The organism is Pseudomonas hefeiensis (assembly GCF_030687835.1).
GTDB classification, from domain to species: domain Bacteria; phylum Pseudomonadota; class Gammaproteobacteria; order Pseudomonadales; family Pseudomonadaceae; genus Aquipseudomonas; species Aquipseudomonas hefeiensis.
This window is the reverse complement of the sequence record NZ_CP117449.1, coordinates 4,113,043-4,133,618: the sequence shown is the minus strand read 5'-3', so window position 1 is coordinate 4,133,618 and position 20,576 is coordinate 4,113,043. Positions and strand designations below refer to the sequence as shown.

Below are 20,576 nucleotides of genomic sequence, written 5' to 3'. Positions count from 1 at the left end.
GAACTGCTCCGGATTGAGTTCGGAGCAGCGTTGTTGGAAACAGCAGTGGCGAGATATGAGAAACCTGAATGGCAGGTCCCTCATATTAGTCGGTGAGGGCGGGCTTGAATGGGCAGAGGCTGCTAACCCGTTGCGACGGCAGTGTGGATCTTCACGAGCAGCGCGAAGTAGCACGCCAGCAACTTCGCGCAAAGGCGCAATTTTTATGCCTGAAAGTCTGTCAGTCCGTAGGTGGCTGCCCTCTGCGTTTTCTGGGTTTCGACGCAGGTGAACTGGCCTGTTCTGTACTTTTCTCGACGTGTGTCGCAGATGCCGCGGGTTCACTGGATCGTTCCCGCATGACCACGCTGTGCACCCGGTGAGGCAGGATGCCGACTCGACGGGCCTCGATCTTGAAGGTGACCCGCGCATTGTCTTCGCTGTCCTCCCACTCATCGCGTACGGTGCGGCCTTCGACCAGCACACGCATGCCTTTCTGGTACAGCGTGCTCCAGTGTTCAGCCTCGCGGTGCCAGAGTTCAACCGGCGCCCAATAGCCGCCTCGATCTTCATAGCTGCCCTCGCGTGGCACGGGGTTGTCGAAGTACACATTCAGCCGTAGCAAACGCCGTGGCTCGTCATTGCCTGAGGCGAATTCCTGGAACTCTGGCGCACTGCCGATGTTGCCTTCGCCGACGAAAAAAGTACTCATCGTGATACCTCCACTGCGGTTGTGAACTGGCGCAGCAGCCGTTCGGCACTGTCCATTTTGATCGCACAGGTCGTGGCCTGGCGGTAGAGCGAATGCACCACACTCATCTGTAGATTCAGTGCGATGCGATTGCATTCGAAACGGCGCAATCCCTCGCGTACGACCTGCGGCAAGACTTTGTTGCAGATCTGGCGTTCCCAGACCGCCACCCCCATACGGGTGAAGTCACGGGTGCGCCAACGCAAAAAGGTGCTGCCAGCGCTGGTGTTCTGCAGCACCAATCGGATACCCAGCAGTGAGTAAGGGGGCTGTCCGGCTTGCTGCACCACAGCCTCCATCAAGTCACATAACTGCGCCTCGATTTCCCTCGCCATCTGCGCCAGCTGCTCCAACTCCCCCTTACCCTTAAAAGGTTTTAAAAGGCCTTTTAGGGAGGCAGCGTGTTCGAGCTGCCGATAGGCATCCGGTGTCAACGCTTCGAAGGGCATTGGTTGAATCGGGGTCATGGGATTCATGCTTCGTCCTCCGGCTCATCCACTATCGCAGATGGCTCTCCGGCTTCCTCTGCCAACGCGTCAGCGTCATCCACTGCTACCGCACCACGACGAATGATTGGCGGCGCGAACTGGGAGCGACGAATACCTTCAAGGATGTCCATCGGGGGAAAACCCAATTTATCGATGGCTGCCAGTGCACGAGCGTTGTTCGCCGCCATGTCATCGCGCGTGACGCCGGCATGCCTATAGCGCTGTGCCTGACCGAACAGGCTGCGCAGCAGATGGGCACCGTCGTCGATCCAGGCTTCCATGTCGATGCGGCCGATCAGTGCGGTGTGATGAGCCAATAGGGTCCGGCGCACCAGGGTGTCGTAGTCGGTCAGCAGGTAGACCGCCAGAAAACCCAACTGGCTGCCGATGTACAACGGCAAGGTGACGGGGTGGATGTTGAGGTTGTCGCTCATGTCGATCTGTGTCGGCAGGTCCTGCCTGATTCGGCCCAGCTGTTGGGTCAGTTCCAGCATCCCAGCCTTGGCCTGCATCAGTTTTTCTTCGAGTTGCACGATGGCCCAGTCGGCATAGGGATCGTCCTGGGCCGCGGTTTGTTTGATCAGGTTGGTGACACTGATGTAGCCGGCCATGCCCAAGATCGAGTGGACGCCTTCGCGTGCGGCCCGACCTTGCCAGATACGGGCGGCGTGGTGAGTGTGCAGGGTCAAGGTGATGCTGCTGCGCAATGAACCCAGGTTGAGTTGGTAGTGATCGGCCACGGTGTTGTCCTCGCAAAGGCTTGGACGGGAACGTTGCGACAGATGAGGGTCAAGGACAGCCAAAAAGCTGAATGCGGTCTGTTCGGTTTGGTTTGGGAGGGTTAATTTCGGAGACGTTCGTGAGTGATGCCAGTGGCATTCTTTCCAGGGACGGCGATGGCAGTATCGATCGGATTACGCAGATTCGGCCCTTCGCGATCTCACAGTAGAGCTCAGTAGATTTGATGCCACTGGCATCAAATCTACTGATGTCCAGGGCGTTTGCCGCGCAGTTGGCGTAACTCATTCAGGCACGCTTGGGCGAGGGCGGAGGCGGGTTCGCCCTGTTTTCGGGATGGGCGAGCGGGTGCTGTTGGGGGCGGTTCTGCAATGGGTGAGGGCTCTGTCTGACCTGCCCAAGGACGAAAGTCGCCTTTCAGTGCGCGCTGGATCAGGCCCATCAGATACGCCGCTGGCTTGCGGATGCCTCCTGTCGTACAGCGTGCACCCGCTTCGTTGAGCACCGCCTGACGATCCGCTGGATTGAGTTTGTTCAGCGCCACGGCGACGGCCTGACGCTCGCTTGGACTCAGGTGCAGCGGATCGGGCCAGTGCAGGTTATCCACCGCCGGGGTCGCGCGCGGTACTGTACAAATACTTTCTTTTAATACAGTACAGGCGGCGTTCGGATTCCGAACGGTGCCGGAAACACTGGCGTTCAAGCCCGGTTCGGATTCCGAACGAGAGCCTGCACGATTCCGAACGCGGTGATCGCCACCCAGTTCGGAGTCGCGTAACGCGTCAGCGGTTGCCTGATCCAATCCTTGCTGCGTCCAGCGTTCGCCCCAACTGTCGAGCCGGGTGGGGAGTTGACCCAGATCGATATGGTTGTCCTGACGGATTTCTTCCAAAATGTGCTGGGCGACAACACGCACAGCCTTGGTGTTATGACTGAGGCAATGTCCAATCAGCTCGAGGTATTCCTGATCCAACTCCATGGCTTCGGTGGGGGTTAACGGCTCATCGTGCAGGACGTACAGCGAACCTTGAAGACGTCCGCTGAGCTGATCGCGTCCGCGATTCACTAAACTGAGCCAGCGCGTCAGTCTAAGCATGGTCAAGACACGAGCAATGGTTTCACGGGAGGCTGACGCGCCGTAGGGCACGCTCGATAGGTAAGGCTGCAAATCCTCATAGCGTGGTGTGACCACGCCCTGACCTTGCAGCATGAGTCGAAACACCTGCCAGGCATTGCGTTCCAATGGCGTCAACCGATTATCCAACAGCAGGCGACGCGGCACGACTTCGTGTGATTGGCCACTGAACAGAAAACCAGCCTGCAGAGCCTGGTTGGACGGTTGTTCGGTGGTAGGGCGTGCGGGCCAGCGTTCACTCAACTGCTGGGTGCATTGTTGCAGGACACGCTGCCAGCGACTGGAAGGGGCAGTGTTCATGTTCCGTTGCTGTACTGGTCGATCTGCTGCCAAACGATGGTCAAACTAATCTGTTGCTCCTCCGCCAGCATCATCATGGCGTCGAGCTGATCCTCGGTACCGTCCTGAGCGCGTAGCTGGCACCATCGCTGCCAGAGCGCATGTTCCTGCGCTTCGCTCAAATGCTGAGGACGGCCCTTACGAGTTTCTATCTTGAGCAGACGTCGACGCAAGGCGGTTTCCGAATGCGCCAAGCCGAAGCACTGATACATGATGGTGCTGCTGGCACCTAACTTGAGCGCTCGGTTGATCAACCGTTCGTTCTGCTCGTCGCGTTCGGCTTGCTCGATCAACCGATGCAGCACCGGCGAGTCAATCTTGACCTCAACCCAGGGTACAGTGGCATGGGCCAGGCGCGACAGCGTGGTGGGCGGTAAGGATTGCAACAGATAGATATCATCCTCACCCAGTCCGAGTGCCTTGCAGCGTTGCAGATTACCCAGGCGCATTTCATGCAGCACCTGGGTCAGCATGGCCTGGTTGAGCACATTGAAGGACAGGCTCATGGCAGCTCCTTCGGTGAGTCGTCTTCAGGGGGAAGTGTTAAGTCGATCAGGCGACGGGCTAGGCGGATCAGGCGATACAGTTTGATTAACAGGCTGTCGGGCAGTCGCTCCAGTCCCACATCCACAGCGGGACGATCTGTCAGGGGGAGTTGATAGATGCCCAACAACAGTTGGCCGAACAGGGCTGAGGGCAGTTGCTTGCGATCCTCCCAGTTCACGTCGTCTTGAGCGCGCAACAGGGCCAGGAGCATTAGGTGAACGCCGGTCGCGCGAGACGCGGCAAGATCAAGTCGCTCGATGTTCAGAGTGAAACCCAAGCCAAGCTGCTGATCGATGATGCTCTCGGGATGTCCGGCATAGGTCGCCATTTCTCGCGCCAGTCTGGCAATGGCTAAACGCAGTTGTTCGGGGGTATTTAGTGCTGGTGCAATGGTCCAGATGTCGTCGGTCGAGCAGGCCTCAAAGGTCGGTGCTGTTTCGGTGGCAGTTTCGCGCTCGATCTGTTTGCGAATCTGTTGAACGCGCGACGGAGGGCTGACCGCTGAAACGACATTGGTTTCAGGCGGTGTAAGCATTTCCTCTCGCGCTGTTTCAGTCTGGGGCCTGCTCTCAGTTGATTTGGGATTGGACTCGGAGGAGGGCGATCCTGCCGCAGCTTCATCAACGCTCGGCGGATGGCTGTTCTCTGGGGGTGTGGTGACGACAACGCCAGGCGTCGAGATGACCCGTTGGGTGTCGCTCAGCTCCAGGGCCAACATGCGGTAGGACTGTCCGAGCAAACGGCTCATGCGCTCGAGCAGTTCATCCTGGATCTGCTCAAGATCGAAGGATTCGGGATCGGCATCGAAGTCGCCCAGGGTCTCGAGCCAAAATTCGGCGAACGCAATGGTGGCGGTTGGATAACGATTCCAGGTTCGTCCAGCCTGGCTACGTAGGCCGATCAAGCGTTCGATCTGGGGCTTGCCCAAACCGGCATACAGGGTTTGTGGAATCGCGGGCAGTAAGTGTTCAAGGGTGTCGAGCATCCGACTGATATGCGACTGCGAAACCGGATAGCCTCCAGCGGCAAGGCGTCGTGCCAATTCGCGCTGCGAGAGCACTGCTCCATCCGGTTCGAGCATGGCTTTGAGTTTGGCCACAGCCAGTGCTCGCTCGATGAAGGTGAGTTGGCCGTGCAGATCGCTTTCGGCCAGATGGCCGAGCAGGGCGCTGATTTCATTGCTCCAAGGCCGGAATAGGCAGTGAATGCGAAAGAAGCGTTCGTCACGGGTTTCCTGCCACAGCTCGCCGAGAATCGCCAAGCGTGTATTGCCACCGTTGCGGATGATGAAATAGGTTTCTCCCGGCCGGCGAGTAATCGGTGGCGGATGATCCAGCCCGCGCTCACGGATCGAGGCCTTGATATCGTCGTAAAGCGGATTACGGATGAAACGCGGGTTATGTTCGTAGGGTCGCAACTGCTCCAGGGTGACCAGCATAGGTGTGTCGATCACTGGATCGGACAGCCGCTCCAGTTCTGGACCCCGAGGGAAGTGGTCTTGGTGCAGCTTGTCGGTGATCTGCTCCTGACTAAGCTTCTTCATCTGAACCGCCTCGGTTAACGCCGGCTACGCAAGTGGTCACCGACCTCGAACTTGACGATCTCGGCGGTCCCCGAACCTTCGAAATGGTGGGACAGTTCTGCGAGGAGCCAACCCATGGCCGAGCGTCCACCCTGCAGGCAAAAGACCACAGTGCAGTACTCCTCGCAAGGTGGGTGGTGTGGTCGAATAGATGGTTGAGCGATGATGGGACGTTGATTCAACATCAAAATTCTCCTGGCCAAACGCTGTTGGCATTAAGGTCGATAAAAAATGACTTGGCGAAATGCCGGCTGGGCGATTCGTCTCATCGAACCTCTGCGCATCTGCTCACCGTAGAGATCGCTTCACGCCATTCCGGAAACAGTTCAATGGCCAGAGATTGCATAATTTTCAACGCAGATGGCGATGACTGGCGCGTCTCGATTCGGTGGACGGGTAAGCCAAGCGAGGCGGCATTGAGGTACGCCACTCGATCCGGAACTACGGTGTCTAGAACCGAGATATTGGTAGTCTCGGCGAAGGTCTCGCGAAGACCTCGGATGATCATTCGGGTGTCCACCCGAATGGCATTCACCTGGTTCAGTAGCAGTCGCAAGGGGGGCGGTGGAATACCCAGGTGACGGAACGGATCAAGCTCACTCAGCAGCTTCAAGGTGCCGCGGTGCAGTTCGCGTGCGGCGAGCATTTCTGGCGTGACGGGAGAGAGGACGAGATCGGAGGCCAGTACGGCCATCTCCAGCAGCACGCTACGTGCGCCCTGGGTGTCGATCAAAAGCAGGTCATAGCTGGGGCGGAAATTATCGAGCAAATTGCGCAGCCGTAGTCGCCCGTCGGGGGCATGCAACAGCAAGGTGCTCACTCGACCTTGATCGTCGTTGGAGAGGATCAGGTCGAGACCGATAACCGTGGTTGTGGAGATTATCTGAGCAGGATCTGTCAGGTTGAGCACGATAAGTTCGTACGCACCAGCAACAGCTTTGTGGCTCAAGGCGTAATAGCTGGAGAGGGTGGGTTGACTATCCAGATCCAGCAGCAGCACGCGCAGGCCAGCATCCGCCAGCAGGCCACCGAGGTTGGCAGCTACTGTTGTTTTACCCACCCCACCTTTGGTGGAAACCACCGATACCACGCGCATGACATCAGGCCTGCTGGCCTAAGCGTTCAACGACCCACTGCTCGATCTCCAGCGAGTCCCAGCCTACGGCGCGCAGTCCAATGCGTTTGGCTTGAGGGAACTTACCCTCCTTCATCAAGTTGTAGATATGTGCACGCTTGAAACCGGTTTTTCGCTCCACCTCGTCACGCCGCATGATGTGACGTTCTACTTGCAGTTGAGGTTCTTCAACGATGGGTGAGGATTGGCTGGACATGATGGTCACTCCTGGTGCCGATAGGCACGTGGTGGGAAGTCACCTGAATTGAATAACAGACGCGGGTGGAAAGTCATTGCATTGCAATCAACGGTATTGCAATGCAATGTCGTTGATTCCAAGACAGTCATATAAAGCACTACGCTCGGCTTTACGGCGATTCATAAGCTATCGTGGTAGATCGTGGGTTTTCTAACTGAAGATATTAATTGTTTGTTTGTATTTTAGGTGTGTTCGGCTATTGGTTTTGTTAGTTTTGTTGATTTAGTTGTGTAAAGAAAGACTTTAATTTCATTCAAGATTTAGGAAGGCTGCGTCTTGCGGCGGCGAACTTTGCATCCAGCGTTCTTTTGCTCAGGCCCTGCACTCCATCGTAATGAGCTGTTATTGAATTAACAATTGCTGCTTGACTGTCAAAAATGGAGTGTCTTCTTCCTGATTGAGTGGAACCAAGAATCGTTTCGATTAATGCACCTATAATAATCAGAAGGCTGCCATTGCTTTGCTCGTTGAGTGGGTTGTTCAAGTTGATATGCATGTTTAAGTTCTCTTTTTCTAGTTTTAGATTTTTGATTTCGTCTAGCATTATTCTGATTGTATTTGTAGCATTCTTTAATTCTGACTCAAGTGCGTCTTTGTCCGCGCGAATTGTTAAATAGGTGCCAATGCTCATGATTTTTTCGTTTTCCTTGGAGGGGCCAAATAAAAAAGCTGGGCGTTGTTCAGGATAATAACGGGCCATCCACGATCTAAGATCGGTGTGCCGTATGGTAGTTAGGTTGCAGTCGGTAGGCGTTCCGGGCGCAACTAAAATTCCATAAGGGAGTTCATGATTAACAATGGCGTCTCGAATTATTTCGTTTTTTTCGCGCAGGCAAGGCCACTGTGGGAATAACCTTGAGAGCGTCGGGGGTGAAAAAGAAGTTGCGCTAAGAATGGCTGTTTCGTATGCCATCAGATTGCACCACCGGATCGCTACATCAATAGGGCGATAAAACACTTTTGGTGTGGGTTCAAAGTTATTCGGGTTAGGCACGTATATGACCTCCTGTCTTTAAGGGAAGTCGCCGAATACGTGTCTAGTTTGTAATGTGGGTGGCTAAGGTGCCTATTTGGCGACTTTTGATGATTTTCTTTTTTTTGATCATTAATTAGTGTTTTTTCATACTGGTCAATTTCGAAATTCCTAGATTAAGATCGCTACGATGATCTGCTGCATTTTTTGTAATCTCACACCATTTGGCAACAGCTTTCGAACGGATCTGTTTGGAGTATAAAAAAGCTGAATAAATGATGTATTGAAAAAAAGGTACAATAGAGCAAGATTGTCAACGTGCCAAGATGATTTAATAAATACATACTATGCACGATACTCATGGTAAAAGTTTGACCTAAGCGTACTGAGTGCTTGCACTCATAATTCAACACCATAGCCTGGTATTTTTGGTGGGCGCAGATGGATGCCGCATTACCGATGATGAAATTCCACCCACGTTTACCCTAATTTCGAAAGGGTAAAGTTTCATTTAAGGCAATTTTAGAACGGTCCGAAGCATGTGACCTGTAATGAGCGATTTGGTGACTGAGGTAAAGCCCTCGTCGCAATGATTTATTCTTGTCGGCTTGTCGACAATCAAGTGTTGCGATCAACAGTTTACAAAAAATCAGGCCCCTTAGCTCATGTAACGGTCGAAAAGACGCGCTTTACCAACTGGCGCAGCCATATATTTCCGGGGTCATGATGATAGCGTGGGTGCCAATACTGTCGTAGGTATAAGCTGGGGGAATTGATCGGCGTTTTTATCACCTTGACCGCATTGTAGCGCAGAAAAGTCTGCCCCAGCTCACTGGGCACGGTCGAGATTAAGCTTGGGTTTTTCTCCAGTATCATCGGGACAGTTATGAAATGTGGAGTTGTAAGGTAAATTTCTCTTCGATACCCCAGCTCATCGATGAATTGGTCGTAGCGGCTGCTGCTGTCTGATAGCACAACTGAAACATGTTTCATGCCCAGAAATTCTTCAAGGCTCAGTTCATCGACCGGATAGGCGCAGCTGATAATAGTGCAAAAAGAGTGCACGAACAGCTCTTGTTGAAAAAGGTTAGGGTTCTGGATGTAGTGGGACCCTATAGCAAGGTCTGTATCACCTTTCTCCAGTGAATTGGCAATATGCTCGCTGGGCAGTTGAGACGTTCGAATTCGGCATTTAGGGGCCACTTTCTGAAGTTCTGCAATCAGCCTTGGCAAAAAGACCAACTCACCCATATCTGTCATACAAAGGCTGAAGACCCTGGTGGACGTCATAGGGTCGAAACTGGCCTGTGCCAACAGCTTGTGTTGTACGGCAGAAACGATCTCCAGAACTGAATCCCCCATCTCCTCCGCGAACGGCGTCGGTTTCATTGCATCGCCAATACGGACGAAGAGGGGGTCTTCATAGAACTCCCGTAGACGTCGTAGTGCGTGGCTCATAGCGCTCTGCGTCAAGCCAAGATGCTCTGCTGCTCTAGATACATTGCGTTCTCGCAGAAGCGCGTCGAATGCGATCAGCAGGTTTAGATCGAATTTCTTACCATGAATGGTATGCATGTTGTGTATTAGCTCCATGATCTATGCGCATACATGATCCATCTCTAGCATAGAGTCAGCAAGGAAAGTTTCCAGAACAAAAACAAGAAATGAGGTCAAGGTCATGCTTCTTCGTAACGCTTGGTATGTAGCTGCTTGGTCGAGTGAGATTCCGGTCGACGAGCTTCTTGCAAGAACGATTCTTAATGTACCAGTGGCGCTTTGGCGGGATAGCTCCGGAAAAGTTGTGGCTTTCGAGGACCGTTGCTGTCACCGAGGTGCTCCACTATCGAAAGGACGCCTGGAAGGCGATCAGCTTCGGTGTATGTATCATGGTCTTCTATTTGATACGACGGGGCGCTGCGTCGAAATACCCGGCCAAGAGCGCATTCCTCCGCAGGCTAAAGTGCGCACATTCCCAGTCGTGGAGAAGCACAAGTGGATCTGGATCTGGATGGGTGATGCCAGCCTGGCGGATCCGTCCCAGATCCCTGATACGCATTGGCTGGATGACCCTGAGTGGCGAAGCCTTGAGGGTTACACCTATTACACCACCAACTACCTGCTGATCGCGGACAATCTGCTTGACCTCGCACATTTGCCCTACGTTCATCCGAACACGCTGGGCGGTGATGAGGCCTATGCGGCTTGTATACCTCAGGTCGAAAAGCTGGAGAACGGCGTACGAGTAACGCGTTGGGGTGAAGGTATTAAACCTGCACCGTTCGTGCAGAAAATCAAAAATTATCCGGGGCCCGTTGATCGTTGGAATATCTACGATTTCGTGCTGCCGAGCATCTTCCTGATGGATTCGGGAATGCAGCCCAGTGGCCACAATGCCAAGGCGGGAGATCGAGTCAATGCTGCAGAGTTCCGCAGCACTCAGGCGCTGACCCCGGAGACGGACGAGTCCACGCACTACTTCTTTTCGCAGCCTCATAATTTCGCCATTGATGACCCCGAGGTCACGCAGGCAATCCACAACCAGGTCGTCACAGCGTTCCAGGAGGACAGCGATATGATTCATGCGCAAGATCGCATGTTGAAGTTGACTTCCGATTTCAAAATGATTCCGATCGGAGCTGATGCTGCTCTTTCGTATTTTAGATGGCTGGTGGCGAATGCTTATAAGGCTGAGCAGGCGATAAGCAATCCCGTCAAGATCCAGGAGGTCTGAGATGAGCGACTGGAACCGCGTTCGAGTGATGGCGATAGTGAAAGCTGCTGACGCCATTATGGATATCTGCTTGCTGGCCTTGGACGGTCAACCTCTTCCTGTGGCCGACGCGGGCTCGCACATTGATATTCGCCTGCCAAATGGTCTGATCAGGCAATACTCCGTTCACCGGTACGATCCTTCGGACGGAAGCTACTCAATTGGGGTCGGATTGTCTGAGCCGTCACGGGGTGGCTCAGCGTTCATTCATGCACATCTGCGAGTTGGCGACCTGCTCGAAATTAGCGCGGTTCGCAATAACTTCCCGCTGGCACACGACGCAAGCACCTATTTTTTTATCGCCGGCGGTATCGGCATTACGCCGATTCTTAGCATGATTCGTTGGTGCGATGCGAATGACAAACCATGGCAACTTCTCTATTGCGTCCGATCACGGTCCCGGGCTGCTTACATCGAGCATCTTCCTCGTGGCGGAAAATTAGTATTTCACTCGGATGACGAAATGGTTGGTCGTCCCGATCTGCAGGCGTTTACTCGACAAGCAAAGGCAACGGACCACCTCTATTGCTGTGGGCCGTCACCGCTCATGAATGCGGTACGGGATGCCGCACAGGCTTACCTGCCTTCCGGCCAGGTGCATTTCGAGTTGTTTAGTGCACCTGAGTCGGATGCACCTGAGAAGGAACAGAACAAAAGCTTCGTAGTGGAACTTGCTCGCAGTGGCATGGAGTTAACCGTGCCAGCTGATACCAGCCTTCTAGATGCACTCGAAGAGGTGGGGATAATGGTGCCTTATTCCTGCCGGGAGGGTCTTTGCCGTACCTGTGAGTGCCGGGTGCTAGCGGGTGAAGTTGATCATAGGGACGTATGTCCTCAGCGAAGAGGAGCGTGCTTCCAATGCGGTCATTCTGCAGTGTGTTTCACGTGCCAAGTCATCAAGACTGGTGCTTGATATCTGACTGACACTCCACGTCACTCTTTGATTGGTAGGCAAGAATGAGTAGTTGTGAACTGAATGCTATTCGTAATGAGCTGCTCTCTCGACGAGAAAATCCACCCGGATCGCTGCAGCAGGCTCGCATAGGTTTTGACCACTTGTGCAAGCGTTTTTCGCCTCCGCCTGATTGCAGCTCCACGGCGTCGACACTCGGTGGAGTTCCTGTGCGGAAATTAACCTGTGTGGATTCCCAGCGCTCTTTGCTCTATGTCCACGGTGGTGGTTTCATGGTGGGCAGCGCTGAAGGTTTTGAGGGAATCGCCGGCACGCTTGCTGCCGGTACATCTTCCACGGCTTACGTGGTTGATTATCGACTGACACCTGAACATGCATACCCTGCTGCACAGCAAGATGTTCTGACTGCGTATGCGGCGTTACTCGCTAAATGTGAAGGAGCAAACGATATTGCATTGGTGGGGGATTCGGCGGGAGGCCATTTGATCATGGCCGCCCTGATTCACGCCAGGACCATGGGAATTGAATTGCCAGGTTGCGTGGTGCTGTTTTCTCCTTGGCTGGATCTGGCTCTTACCGGAGAAAGCATCCATACCAAGATTGCAGTGGACTGCTTTCTTACACCTCAGAAGTTGCAAGCCAGTGCTGACGCCTACCTGGTAGATCAGGTCGAGACTGCTATCTTGGAGGCTGACCTGCAGGGGTTGCCGCCAATGATGATTCAAGTGGGGGAGTGTGAAATCCTACTCGATGATGCAGTACGTCTGGCGAGAAACGCAGGATCAGCGGGCGTGGATACCAGGCTGGAGGTATGGCCCGGTATGTTTCATGTCTGGCAGGCATATGCGCCGGTGCTTTCCGAGGGGCGTGAGGCGCTCGCCGCTGCCGTCAATTTCATAAACGGGGTGCTGGGTACGGCAAGGGGCGTTGGCGATTGACTCTCGTTGCAGGTGATTGCTTTGAGCTACCGAATCAGGAAGCCCGTCTGGTTTCATATTCATGACGTTAGAGGCTGAGGAAGTTTACTAACTTGCATCGAGTTGAACGGCACCTGGGGGCAGGTGCCTTTGGAGTGCGGTTACAGCCAACCTTTAATCTGTGCGCAAACGGCTTGAGTTGAGATTCCGTAACGATCATGCAACGTCGGCAGGGCACCTGCGTCAAGGAACGCGTCGGGCAAAGCAATCTGCCTGAAAGTTGGCGTCACTCCGTTACGCAGCAGCACCCCTGCAACGGCCTCGCCAAGACCGCCAATGATCGAACTGTTTTCTGCTGTGACCACCAGCCGACCTGGCTTCCTTGCCTCGGCAAGAATGGTTTGCACATCCAGGGGTTTGATCGTCGGTACGTGCAGCACGGCGACATCGACGCCGTCGGTTTGCAGTGCCTTGGCGGCTTCCAGTGCGCGCATGGTCATCAGGCCGGTGGAGATGATCAGAACGTCGTTACCGGTGCGCAGGGTCTTGGCTTTGCCGATCTCGAACTTGTAGCCGTACTCGTCCAGCACCAGTGGCACATTTCCGCGCAGCAAACGCATGTACACCGGCCCCTGATGCGCGGCGATGGCGGGCACGGCCTGTTCGATTTCTAGTGCATCGCACGGATCGACGATCATCAAGTTAGGCATGGCGCGGAAGATCGCCAGGTCGTCCGTAGCCTGGTGGCTTGGGCCGTAACCAGTGGTTAGGCCGGGCAGGCCGCAGACGATCTTGACGTTGAGGTTTTCCTCGGCGATGGCCATGCAGATGAAGTCATAGGCACGACGCGAAGCGAACACCGCGTAGGTGGTGGCAAACGGCACGAAGCCTTCTCGGGCCATGCCGGCGGCCGCGATCATCAGCAATTGCTCGGCCATGCCCATTTGATAGAAACGGTCGGGATGGGCCTTGGCGAAGATGTGCAGGTCGGTGTACTTGGACAGGTCAGCAGAAAGACCGACGATGTCCGAGCGCTGATCCGCCAATGCAGCCAATGCGTGTCCGAACGGGGCCGATTTAGTCGCTTGGCCTTCTGAGGCAATGGAAGCGATCATCGCCGAGGTAGTCAGGCGTTTTTTGATTGGCTCGCCAGTCGAAGTCGGCGTGTTAGCGGTGTTGCTCATTGGTCTTTTCCTTCTTCAAGGTTGCTCAGTGCCAGATCCCACTCGTGTTCTTCCACGCGGATGAAGTGGGTCTTCTCGCGGGTTTCCAGAAACGGCACGCCTTTGCCCATTTTTGTGTCGCAGATAATCACGCGGGGTTGGGCGGTTGGATGGTTGCGCGCGGCATCGAAGGCGGCGACGAGAGCATCAAGGTCATTGCCATCGACGCGCTGAGTAAACCAACCAAATGCTTGCCAGCGATCGACGATGGGTTCGAACGACAGGATTTCACTGGAGTAACCATCGGCTTGTTGGTTGTTGACGTCGACGATCGCGATCAAGTTGTCGAGTTTCCAATGCGATGCCGACATCACGGCTTCCCAGGTCGAGCCTTCATTCAGTTCACCGTCCGACAGCAGGTTGTAGACGAAGGAGGGCGAGTCTTTGCGCTTGAGACCCAAGCAGGCACCCACCGCGATACCCAGGCCCTGACCCAGAGAGCCCCCGGTGATTTCCATGCCCGGGGTGTAGGCGGCCATGCCCGACATTGGCAGGCGGCTGTCATCCGCTCCGTAGGTTTCCAACTCATCGAGCGGGATGATTTCGGCTTCGATCAAGGCCGCGTACAGCGCAATGGCGTAGTGACCGATGGAGAGATAGAAGCGATCACGCTCTTCCCATTCAGGATCTGCAGGCCGATGGTTCATGGCATGGAAGTAGGAGACTGCCAGCAGGTCGGCAGCACCGAGGGCCTGGCCAACATAGCCCTGTCCCTGTACTTGGCCCATTCGCAGCGCGTGGCGGCGAATGTTGTGCGCGCGTTCAACCAGGGTCGTAGATGAAGCGAGTGAAGGATTAGTAGTCATGGTGAAACTCCATTAACTCAACGATTGACCAAGGCGGCGGGGATGCGCAGTACCAGAGCGGCCCCCGCGAACAGCACACCAGTGATCAGGTACATGCCGATGGCGCTTGAGCCGGTGATTGTGGTGATCCAGCCGATCAGATAAGGCGAGCAGAACCCTGCGAGGTTGGCGAAGCTGTTGACCGCTGCGATGCCGGCGGCGGCAGAAACGCCCCCAAGCAGCGTGGTCGGTAACATCCAGAACAATGAGGTCGCAGACAAAATGCCGGATGCGGCCAGGCAAAGACTGAGGATCGACAGGGTTGGATTTCCCCCCATTAGCGCCGCTAGGCTAAGGCCGATAGCGCCAGCAATCATCGGTACGATGAGGTGCCAGCGGCGCTCGCGATGCTTGTCACCACTGCGTCCAACCAGCAGCATGGCGGCAATGGCGCAGAGGTAAGGCAGGCTGGTCAGAAAGCCGATGTGTAGTGGATCGGAAACGCCTGAATTGCGTACCAGAGTGGGCAGCCAGAAGGTGATTGCGTACTGTCCCATCACCACACAGAAGTAGATGGCAGCCAGCAACCACAGACGACGATCGCGAATGAATTCACCGACTGAGGCATGGGTGACTTTCTGCTGATCGTCTTCAGCCAACTCCCGAGTGATCAGGGCTTTTTCTTCGTCATTGAGCCAGGTGGCCTGATGCACTCCGTCTTTGAGGTAGCTCAGTACCAGAAGACCGACAACGACCGTGGGTACAGCCTCCAACACGAACATCCATTGCCAGCCTGCCCAGCCATGCATGCCGGCGAAGTGATTCATGATCCAGCCGGAGAGGGGGCCGCCCACCATCCCCGACAGAGGAATGGCGATGAACCACAACACGGTCATGCGTGCGCGACGATAGGATGGAAACCAGTAGGTCAGGTAGAGCAACAGGCCAGGCGCGAGACCGGCTTCGGCAATGCCTAAAAGAAAGCGAAGGGCGTAGAACTGCCAGGCGGTTTCGACGAAGGCGAACAGAGCGGAAACGATGCCCCAGGTGATCATGATGCGCGCGATCCAGACCCGCGCCCCGACCTTGTGCAAGATGATGTTGCTAGGCACTTCACAGAGGAAATAGCCGATGAAGAACATGCCGGCGCCAAGCCCGTAGACCGTTTCGCTAAGCGCCAGATCGTTCATCATTTGCAGCTTGGCAAAGCCGACGTTGACGCGATCAAGGTAAGCGCACAGGTAGCACAGCATCAGGAAGGGCATCAAGCGCCAGGCCGTTTTCCGGTAGGCGTTGGAACGCACGGTCGAAACCGCTTCGAGCGACAGGGTAGTCATGATGGTCTGATCTCTTGTTTTTATTGACCGCCAGGCCACGAGGCCCAGCTGCGTCATCGATCCAGAACCGCACGGGCCCGCAGGCCCGCCCAGGTGTACTCAATGAATCAGCATGCCGCCGTTCACATCTAGAGTGATGCCTGTGAGGTAAGAGGATAGGTCGCTGGCCAGAAACAGGGCGGCGTTGGCGACATCCTGTGCTGCACCGAGTCGGCCCAGGGGAATGCCGTCGATGATCGCGTGGCGGCGATCGTCCTGCATCAGGCCACCGGTGATGTCGGTGTGAATCAAACCGGGGGCGATGGAGTTGACGCGAATGTTGTCCGGCCCCAGTTCGCGTGCCATGGCTTTGCCCAGACCCAGTACACCGGCTTTGGCCGCACTGTAATGAGGGCCTCCAAAGATGCCGCCGCCCCGCTGAGCAGAAACGGAAGACATGCACACAATGCTGCCGGAAGATTGTTGGCGCATGTGTGGAATCACGGCCTGCGACATCAGCAGGGTGCCGCGCAGACTGACGTCCAGCACCTTGTCGTAGTCTGAAGGGCGGATGTCCAGAGTCTTGAGTGGCTGAGTAATGCCGGCATTGTTGACGAGAACGTCGATGCGGCCGAAGTGTTCGATGATTTTGGCAACGGCCTGCTGAACCTGCGATTCGTCAGCAACGTTGGCCGCAAGGCCGAGATGACCTTCGCCCAAGGAAGCAGCGGCATCACGGGCAGCGGATTCATCCAGGTCAAGGATCACGACGTGAGCGCCCTGTTGCGCGAAGGTGGTCGCTGTCGCGCGGCCAATGCCACGTGCGGAGGCTGCACCGGTGATGATCGCGACTTTGCCTTGGAGAAGCATGGGAGTACCTCATTGTTCTTATTGGAGAGTGCTATTGGGTCGATCCGCAGCGAATCGATGACTCAGCTTGTGCTCCACTCCGTTCCTGAGCAATAACGCGAACTTCACTGGGTGCTGAAAAAAATTCAGCACTCGTCATTTGTGCAGTTGGATGGTTGAATGGCTCGATGCCCGGCTCAGGCTATTTACAGCGGAAAAACCATCACCATGCGTTCAACCGGCGAAGTACCCCCGACACTGCCACCCCTGAAAGCCATTCAGGCCTTTGAACAGACAGCGCGCTTTGGCAATGTCGCCCGCGCTGCCGAATTGCTGGATTTAACGCCTTCGGCGGTCAGCCACCAATTGGCCAAGCTTGAAGCGATGATCGGGCGACAGCTGTTTTTCCGAACCGCCAGAGGTGTGACCCTGACGCCGGTGGGCGAGCAGTATCTGACCGAGGTGTCCGGCATCCTGCACAGCCTTGCCGTGGCGACCGAGCGCGCGACCAGTGACTTCAGCCTCGATTGCCTGCGCTTGCACTCATCGCCCAGTTTCGGACTGCTGTGGCTGATGCCGCGCCTGGAGCAATTCCGCCAGAGTCATCCTGACATCCAGCTCAACCTTTCGTGCTCCTATGAGTCACTGCACTTCAGCCGGGACAAGATCGACGTGGACATCCGCCACGGAATGCCCAACTGGCCCAGTTTCGAAGTGCGCACGGTGCGCAATGAAAAAATCGCGGTCATGGCGTCTCCCAAACTCCTGGAAAAACGACCCATTAGTGCCGTTGCGGATTTGCTGGACTGCAACCTGATTCTGTCGGAGGCGACGCTCATCAAGTGGCCACAGTTGTTTGCACAACATGGTCTATCGCGCCCTGAAAAGCCTTACACACTGAGTTTTGACCGTTCCTATATGACGCTGGAGGCAGCCAGCCACGGACTTGGATTTGCCCTGGAAAGCACACTGCTTGCGCAGGACTATCTAGCGCGTGGAACGTTGGTCGAGGTAGTGCCGCAGTTGAGTGCGACAATCACTGCACACCACCTGGTTTTCCCGAAAGCGCATTCCAACTTCCCAAGGGTCAGAAGATTTCTGGAGTGGATGCAGGCGGAGTTGGGGCATGACTTCAATTATTGAACTGGATGTCATTACACGCCGCATCTCATCAGATTGCCTAGCGAGTGTCTGCTTTTGGCCGTGGTATCAGATGCGTAACTTGTGTCGATCTCGTAGAGCGAGACGAGGGTTTGGAGCCCCACTGATACGTCTTATCAGTGAGGCCATTGAGCAAAATTTACAGCGCCGTGATGAATGCGTGTAGGTGAGGGCGCATGTTTTATAGACATACACCTCCTCACCTACTATCGCCGGCTTACAAGCCGCCCAGTGCGACGTACTTGATTTCCAGGTAGTCGTCGATCCCGTATTTTGAGCCTTCCCGGCCAAGTCCGGAGCTCTTCACGCCGCCAAAGGGTGCAACTTCTGTGGAGATCATCCCCTCGTTGACGCCCACCATGCCAAACTCAAGATTGTCGACGACACGGAAGATCAGACCGACGTCACGTGCGTACACATAGGCTGCCAAGCCAAAAGGTGTGTCGTTGGCCATCGCAATTGCCTCGTCCTCAGTCTCAAAACGGAAGAGGGGAGCGACAGGGCCGAAGGTCTCATCATTGAATATCAGTGCATCGCGTGACACATCGGTGAGCACTGTTGGCTCGAAGTAACTACCGCCCAAGGGGTGACGTTTGCCTCCGGTAGCAATGCGTGCACCTTTTTCCACCGCATCGGCAATGTGCTCTTCGACCTTTTGCACTGCATCCCCATTGATGAGCGGACCCAGTACCACACCGTCATCCATGCCATTACCGACCCTGAGCGCAGCGGCTGCATCCGCGAGCTTCTTCGCAAACTGATCGTAAACACCCGATTGAACGAGCATGCGGTTGGCGGCAACGCAGGCTTGACCTGTGTTGCGGTACTTGGCGGCAATTGCACCTTTCACTGCGGCATCGATATCAGCATCGTCAAAGACGATGAACGGCGCGTTGCCGCCCAGTTCCATACTCGCCTTTTTGATGGTCGGAGCGCACTGGGCCAGCAGCAGGGATCCAACTTCGGTCGAACCTGTGAAGGACAACTTGCGAACGACCGGGTTTGCGGTGAGCTCCCCGCCAATTGCGCGGGCCGAGCCCGTGACGACGTTACACACACCAGGCGGCAGACCGGCGCGCTCGGCGAGTACGGCCAAAGCTAGTGCCGAAAGGGGGGTCTGACTGGCCGGCTTGATAACTCCAGCGCAACCAACCGCCCAGCCCGGACCGGCTTTGCGTGTAATCATCGCGGAGGGGAAGTTCCACGGTGTGATGGCTGCAAAAACACCGATAGGGGCTTTCTGCACGAGAATGCGCCGACCGTCCACATTCTGCGGAATGATGTCGCCATTCACGCGCTTCGCCTCTTCCCCGAACCATTCGATGAAGCTTGCGGCGTAAAGGATTTCGCCACGGGATTCCACCAAGGGCTTACCCTGTTCGGCCGTCAGGATGACCGCCAGGTCCTCGATGTTTTCAAGCATTAGCTCATAGAGCTTGCGCAGGACCTTTGCACGCTCCTTTGGCAGCGTCTTGCGCCATCCCTGCATGGCGCGTTCGGCCGCTGCGATTGCGCGGCGAGTCTCGGTCTCTCCACCGTTTGGTACGCGCGCTACCAATTCACCAGTGGCTGGATTGCGGATCTCGATTGTCTGACCACTGTCTGCCTGGACCCATTCGCCGTCGATCAACATTGCCTGACGCAGCAGGTCGGGGTCTTTCAGATTCAAGGTTGCGGTGCTATTCATCGGGCAGACCTCAAATGGAGTTACGACCGATGAAGAAGGCTTCATCGAGGTCGGTGGTCGGGTTCAATCCAGCAGCTTCCAGCCCTTTACGTAGCACGGCCATGTCGCGCTGGTACACGCGTTGGGTCGGGTGCGGCATAGGACCACCGTTGTAACCCTGCAACCAGCCTTGGTATTTCCACATCATGCGATTGAGAAGCCCGTTTGCCGCCATTGGCAGGCTTGCAAACGCTTTACGTGCCGGATCCATTTTGTACCAGAGCTGAGTTGCCTCATCGTAGTTGCCCGCACGGATCAACTTGTGGATCTGTGGTAGCAATGGGCCGTAGTAAGAGGAGTAGTTGGTTCCGCAGAATGGGATGTCCATCACTTGTGCCAAAGGCACGTACTCATATTCAAGCGGAGATGAGATAACGACTTCTTCATGGAATTCGCGGTGAACTTCGATCGCCGACATGATGTAAGGCAGTCCGCCTTCGGCTTTGATTGCAACGACGTTGGGGATCTCGTCGACCATGCGACGTAGCACCGCCAGCGGAATATCGGCAGGGTGCAAGCGGCTGAAACCCCAGGCGGGCAGCGGGAAGATGATTACGCCCAGGTTCGTCGCGTCGCAGATCGCCTTGGTGTACTCGAATACTTCGTCATAGGACTTCGGATAGAAGAACGGAGGATAGCCAAGCAGTACAAGGTCGGCGCCGGCAGCTTCGGCTCGCTTCACGGCCTCAATGTTATCTTCCAGCGTGTTGAACACCGCGTGGTGAACGATCACGAGACGGCCGGCTGCTTGATCGGCCATGATTTGACAGAACTCACCGTACTGCTCTTGGGTGATGGCTACCTCCGAGCAGGACAGCGAACCGACGAAGCCGTGCTTGATTGCTAGTTCTACGTCGTGGCGAATGGCTTTCTCATTGATGCGTTTGAAGTCGGAGGTCATTGTTGGAATCGTAACGTTGGCGACCCCAACGAGTTTTTCGCGTGCCCAGTCTCGAGCGTCCTTCTTATTGTAATTGGCCATGTAAGGCTCCTGTTAGTCAGGGTTGGTGAT

At 55.4% G+C, this 20,576-nt stretch carries 21 protein-coding genes; 4 read left to right on the top strand and 17 right to left on the bottom strand.

The annotated features are described in order from the left end of the window. Positions 1 to 220 precede the first annotated feature (220 nt). The 11 genes from PSH57_RS18530 to PSH57_RS18485 all read right to left on the bottom strand — a co-directional run bounded on the left by PSH57_RS18530 (position 221) and on the right by PSH57_RS18485 (position 9,479). Positions 221 to 691, bottom strand: a complete 471-nt coding sequence (locus PSH57_RS18530; protein WP_169900345.1) for a single-stranded DNA-binding protein — start codon at positions 689 to 691, stop codon at positions 221 to 223. Further along, entirely contained in the window at positions 688 to 1,206 is a 519-nt protein-coding gene (locus PSH57_RS18525) for a DUF3158 family protein (RefSeq protein WP_305384706.1), read from the bottom strand. Before PSH57_RS18525 ends, PSH57_RS18530 begins: the two co-directional genes overlap by 4 nt. Further along, on the bottom strand, positions 1,203 to 1,958 hold the full coding sequence (locus tag PSH57_RS18520; RefSeq protein ID WP_305384704.1) for a PFL_4669 family integrating conjugative element protein: 756 nt from the start codon (positions 1,956 to 1,958) through the stop codon (positions 1,203 to 1,205). The genes PSH57_RS18525 and PSH57_RS18520 overlap by 4 nt, the downstream gene beginning before the upstream one ends. Positions 1,959 to 2,200: 242 nt before the next feature. After that, positions 2,201 to 3,391 carry an STY4528 family pathogenicity island replication protein gene (locus tag PSH57_RS18515; RefSeq protein ID WP_305384702.1) on the bottom strand — a complete coding sequence of 397 codons (1,191 nt, stop codon included), beginning with the start codon at positions 3,389 to 3,391 and terminating at the stop codon, positions 2,201 to 2,203. Further along, entirely contained in the window at positions 3,388 to 3,936 is a 549-nt protein-coding gene (locus PSH57_RS18510; RefSeq protein ID WP_305384701.1) for a DUF2857 domain-containing protein, read from the bottom strand. The genes PSH57_RS18515 and PSH57_RS18510 overlap by 4 nt, the downstream gene beginning before the upstream one ends. Continuing rightward, positions 3,933 to 5,519: a ParB family protein gene (locus tag PSH57_RS18505; RefSeq protein WP_305384699.1), complete on the bottom strand. Its 1,587-nt coding sequence runs from the start codon at positions 5,517 to 5,519 to the stop codon at positions 3,933 to 3,935. The genes PSH57_RS18510 and PSH57_RS18505 overlap by 4 nt, the downstream gene beginning before the upstream one ends. Positions 5,520 to 5,533: 14 nt before the next feature. Beyond that, the gene (locus tag PSH57_RS29155) at positions 5,534 to 5,743 is read right to left on the bottom strand and encodes a hypothetical protein (RefSeq protein WP_340368589.1); all 210 of its coding nucleotides are present in this window, start codon (positions 5,741 to 5,743) and stop codon (positions 5,534 to 5,536) included. A gap of 80 nt (positions 5,744 to 5,823) precedes the next feature. Next, positions 5,824 to 6,654 carry a ParA family protein gene (locus tag PSH57_RS18500; protein ID WP_305384697.1) on the bottom strand — a complete coding sequence of 277 codons (831 nt, stop codon included), beginning with the start codon at positions 6,652 to 6,654 and terminating at the stop codon, positions 5,824 to 5,826. Positions 6,655 to 6,658: 4 nt separating this feature from the next. Then, positions 6,659 to 6,889: an AlpA family transcriptional regulator gene (locus tag PSH57_RS18495; RefSeq protein WP_305384696.1), complete on the bottom strand. Its 231-nt coding sequence runs from the start codon at positions 6,887 to 6,889 to the stop codon at positions 6,659 to 6,661. A 295-nt stretch (positions 6,890 to 7,184) separates the two neighbouring features. Then, the gene (locus PSH57_RS18490; RefSeq protein WP_305384695.1) at positions 7,185 to 7,925 is read right to left on the bottom strand and encodes a hypothetical protein; all 741 of its coding nucleotides are present in this window, start codon (positions 7,923 to 7,925) and stop codon (positions 7,185 to 7,187) included. A gap of 642 nt (positions 7,926 to 8,567) precedes the next feature. Next, complete coding sequence (locus PSH57_RS18485; RefSeq protein ID WP_305444702.1) at positions 8,568 to 9,479, bottom strand: LysR family transcriptional regulator; 912 nt, start codon at positions 9,477 to 9,479, stop codon at positions 8,568 to 8,570. 103 nt (positions 9,480 to 9,582) lie between these two features. Here PSH57_RS18485 and PSH57_RS18480 point away from each other — a divergent pair, with 103 nt between their 5' ends. The 3 genes from PSH57_RS18480 to PSH57_RS18470 all read left to right on the top strand — a co-directional run bounded on the left by PSH57_RS18480 (position 9,583) and on the right by PSH57_RS18470 (position 12,525). After that, entirely contained in the window at positions 9,583 to 10,635 is a 1,053-nt protein-coding gene (locus PSH57_RS18480; RefSeq protein ID WP_305384693.1) for an aromatic ring-hydroxylating dioxygenase subunit alpha, read from the top strand. 1 nt (position 10,636) lies between these two features. Further along, the gene (locus PSH57_RS18475) at positions 10,637 to 11,587 is read left to right on the top strand and encodes a PDR/VanB family oxidoreductase (protein WP_305444700.1); all 951 of its coding nucleotides are present in this window, start codon (positions 10,637 to 10,639) and stop codon (positions 11,585 to 11,587) included. A 209-nt stretch (positions 11,588 to 11,796) separates the two neighbouring features. Then, entirely contained in the window at positions 11,797 to 12,525 is a 729-nt protein-coding gene (locus PSH57_RS18470; RefSeq protein WP_305384688.1) for an alpha/beta hydrolase, read from the top strand. A gap of 140 nt (positions 12,526 to 12,665) precedes the next feature. Here the strand turns inward: PSH57_RS18470 and PSH57_RS18465 are convergent, their stop codons facing one another. The 4 genes from PSH57_RS18465 to PSH57_RS18450 all read right to left on the bottom strand — a co-directional run bounded on the left by PSH57_RS18465 (position 12,666) and on the right by PSH57_RS18450 (position 16,698). Further along, positions 12,666 to 13,688: a transketolase family protein gene (locus tag PSH57_RS18465; RefSeq protein WP_305384686.1), complete on the bottom strand. Its 1,023-nt coding sequence runs from the start codon at positions 13,686 to 13,688 to the stop codon at positions 12,666 to 12,668. After that, positions 13,685 to 14,533: a transketolase gene (locus tag PSH57_RS18460; RefSeq protein ID WP_305384684.1), complete on the bottom strand. Its 849-nt coding sequence runs from the start codon at positions 14,531 to 14,533 to the stop codon at positions 13,685 to 13,687. Before PSH57_RS18460 ends, PSH57_RS18465 begins: the two co-directional genes overlap by 4 nt. A 17-nt stretch (positions 14,534 to 14,550) precedes the next feature. Further along, positions 14,551 to 15,849 (bottom strand): MFS transporter, encoded by a 1,299-nt coding sequence (locus PSH57_RS18455; RefSeq protein WP_090454375.1) that lies wholly within the window; start codon positions 15,847 to 15,849, stop codon positions 14,551 to 14,553. Between the two features lie 99 nt (positions 15,850 to 15,948). Beyond that, on the bottom strand, positions 15,949 to 16,698 hold the full coding sequence (locus PSH57_RS18450; protein WP_090455942.1) for an SDR family NAD(P)-dependent oxidoreductase: 750 nt from the start codon (positions 16,696 to 16,698) through the stop codon (positions 15,949 to 15,951). Between the two features lie 207 nt (positions 16,699 to 16,905). Between PSH57_RS18450 and PSH57_RS18445 the strand changes: the two genes are divergently transcribed. After that, positions 16,906 to 17,820, top strand: a complete 915-nt coding sequence (locus tag PSH57_RS18445) for a LysR substrate-binding domain-containing protein (RefSeq protein ID WP_305384679.1) — start codon at positions 16,906 to 16,908, stop codon at positions 17,818 to 17,820. 235 nt (positions 17,821 to 18,055) lie between these two features. Here the strand turns inward: PSH57_RS18445 and PSH57_RS18440 are convergent, their stop codons facing one another. Then, on the bottom strand, positions 18,056 to 19,507 hold the full coding sequence (locus PSH57_RS18440) for an NAD-dependent succinate-semialdehyde dehydrogenase (RefSeq protein ID WP_280523324.1): 1,452 nt from the start codon (positions 19,505 to 19,507) through the stop codon (positions 18,056 to 18,058). Positions 19,508 to 19,535: 28 nt separating this feature from the next. Continuing rightward, positions 19,536 to 20,546, bottom strand: coding sequence for a dihydrodipicolinate synthase family protein (locus PSH57_RS18435; RefSeq protein ID WP_090454380.1), 1,011 nt, complete (start codon positions 20,544 to 20,546; stop codon positions 19,536 to 19,538). Positions 20,547 to 20,576: the final 30 nt, after the last annotated feature.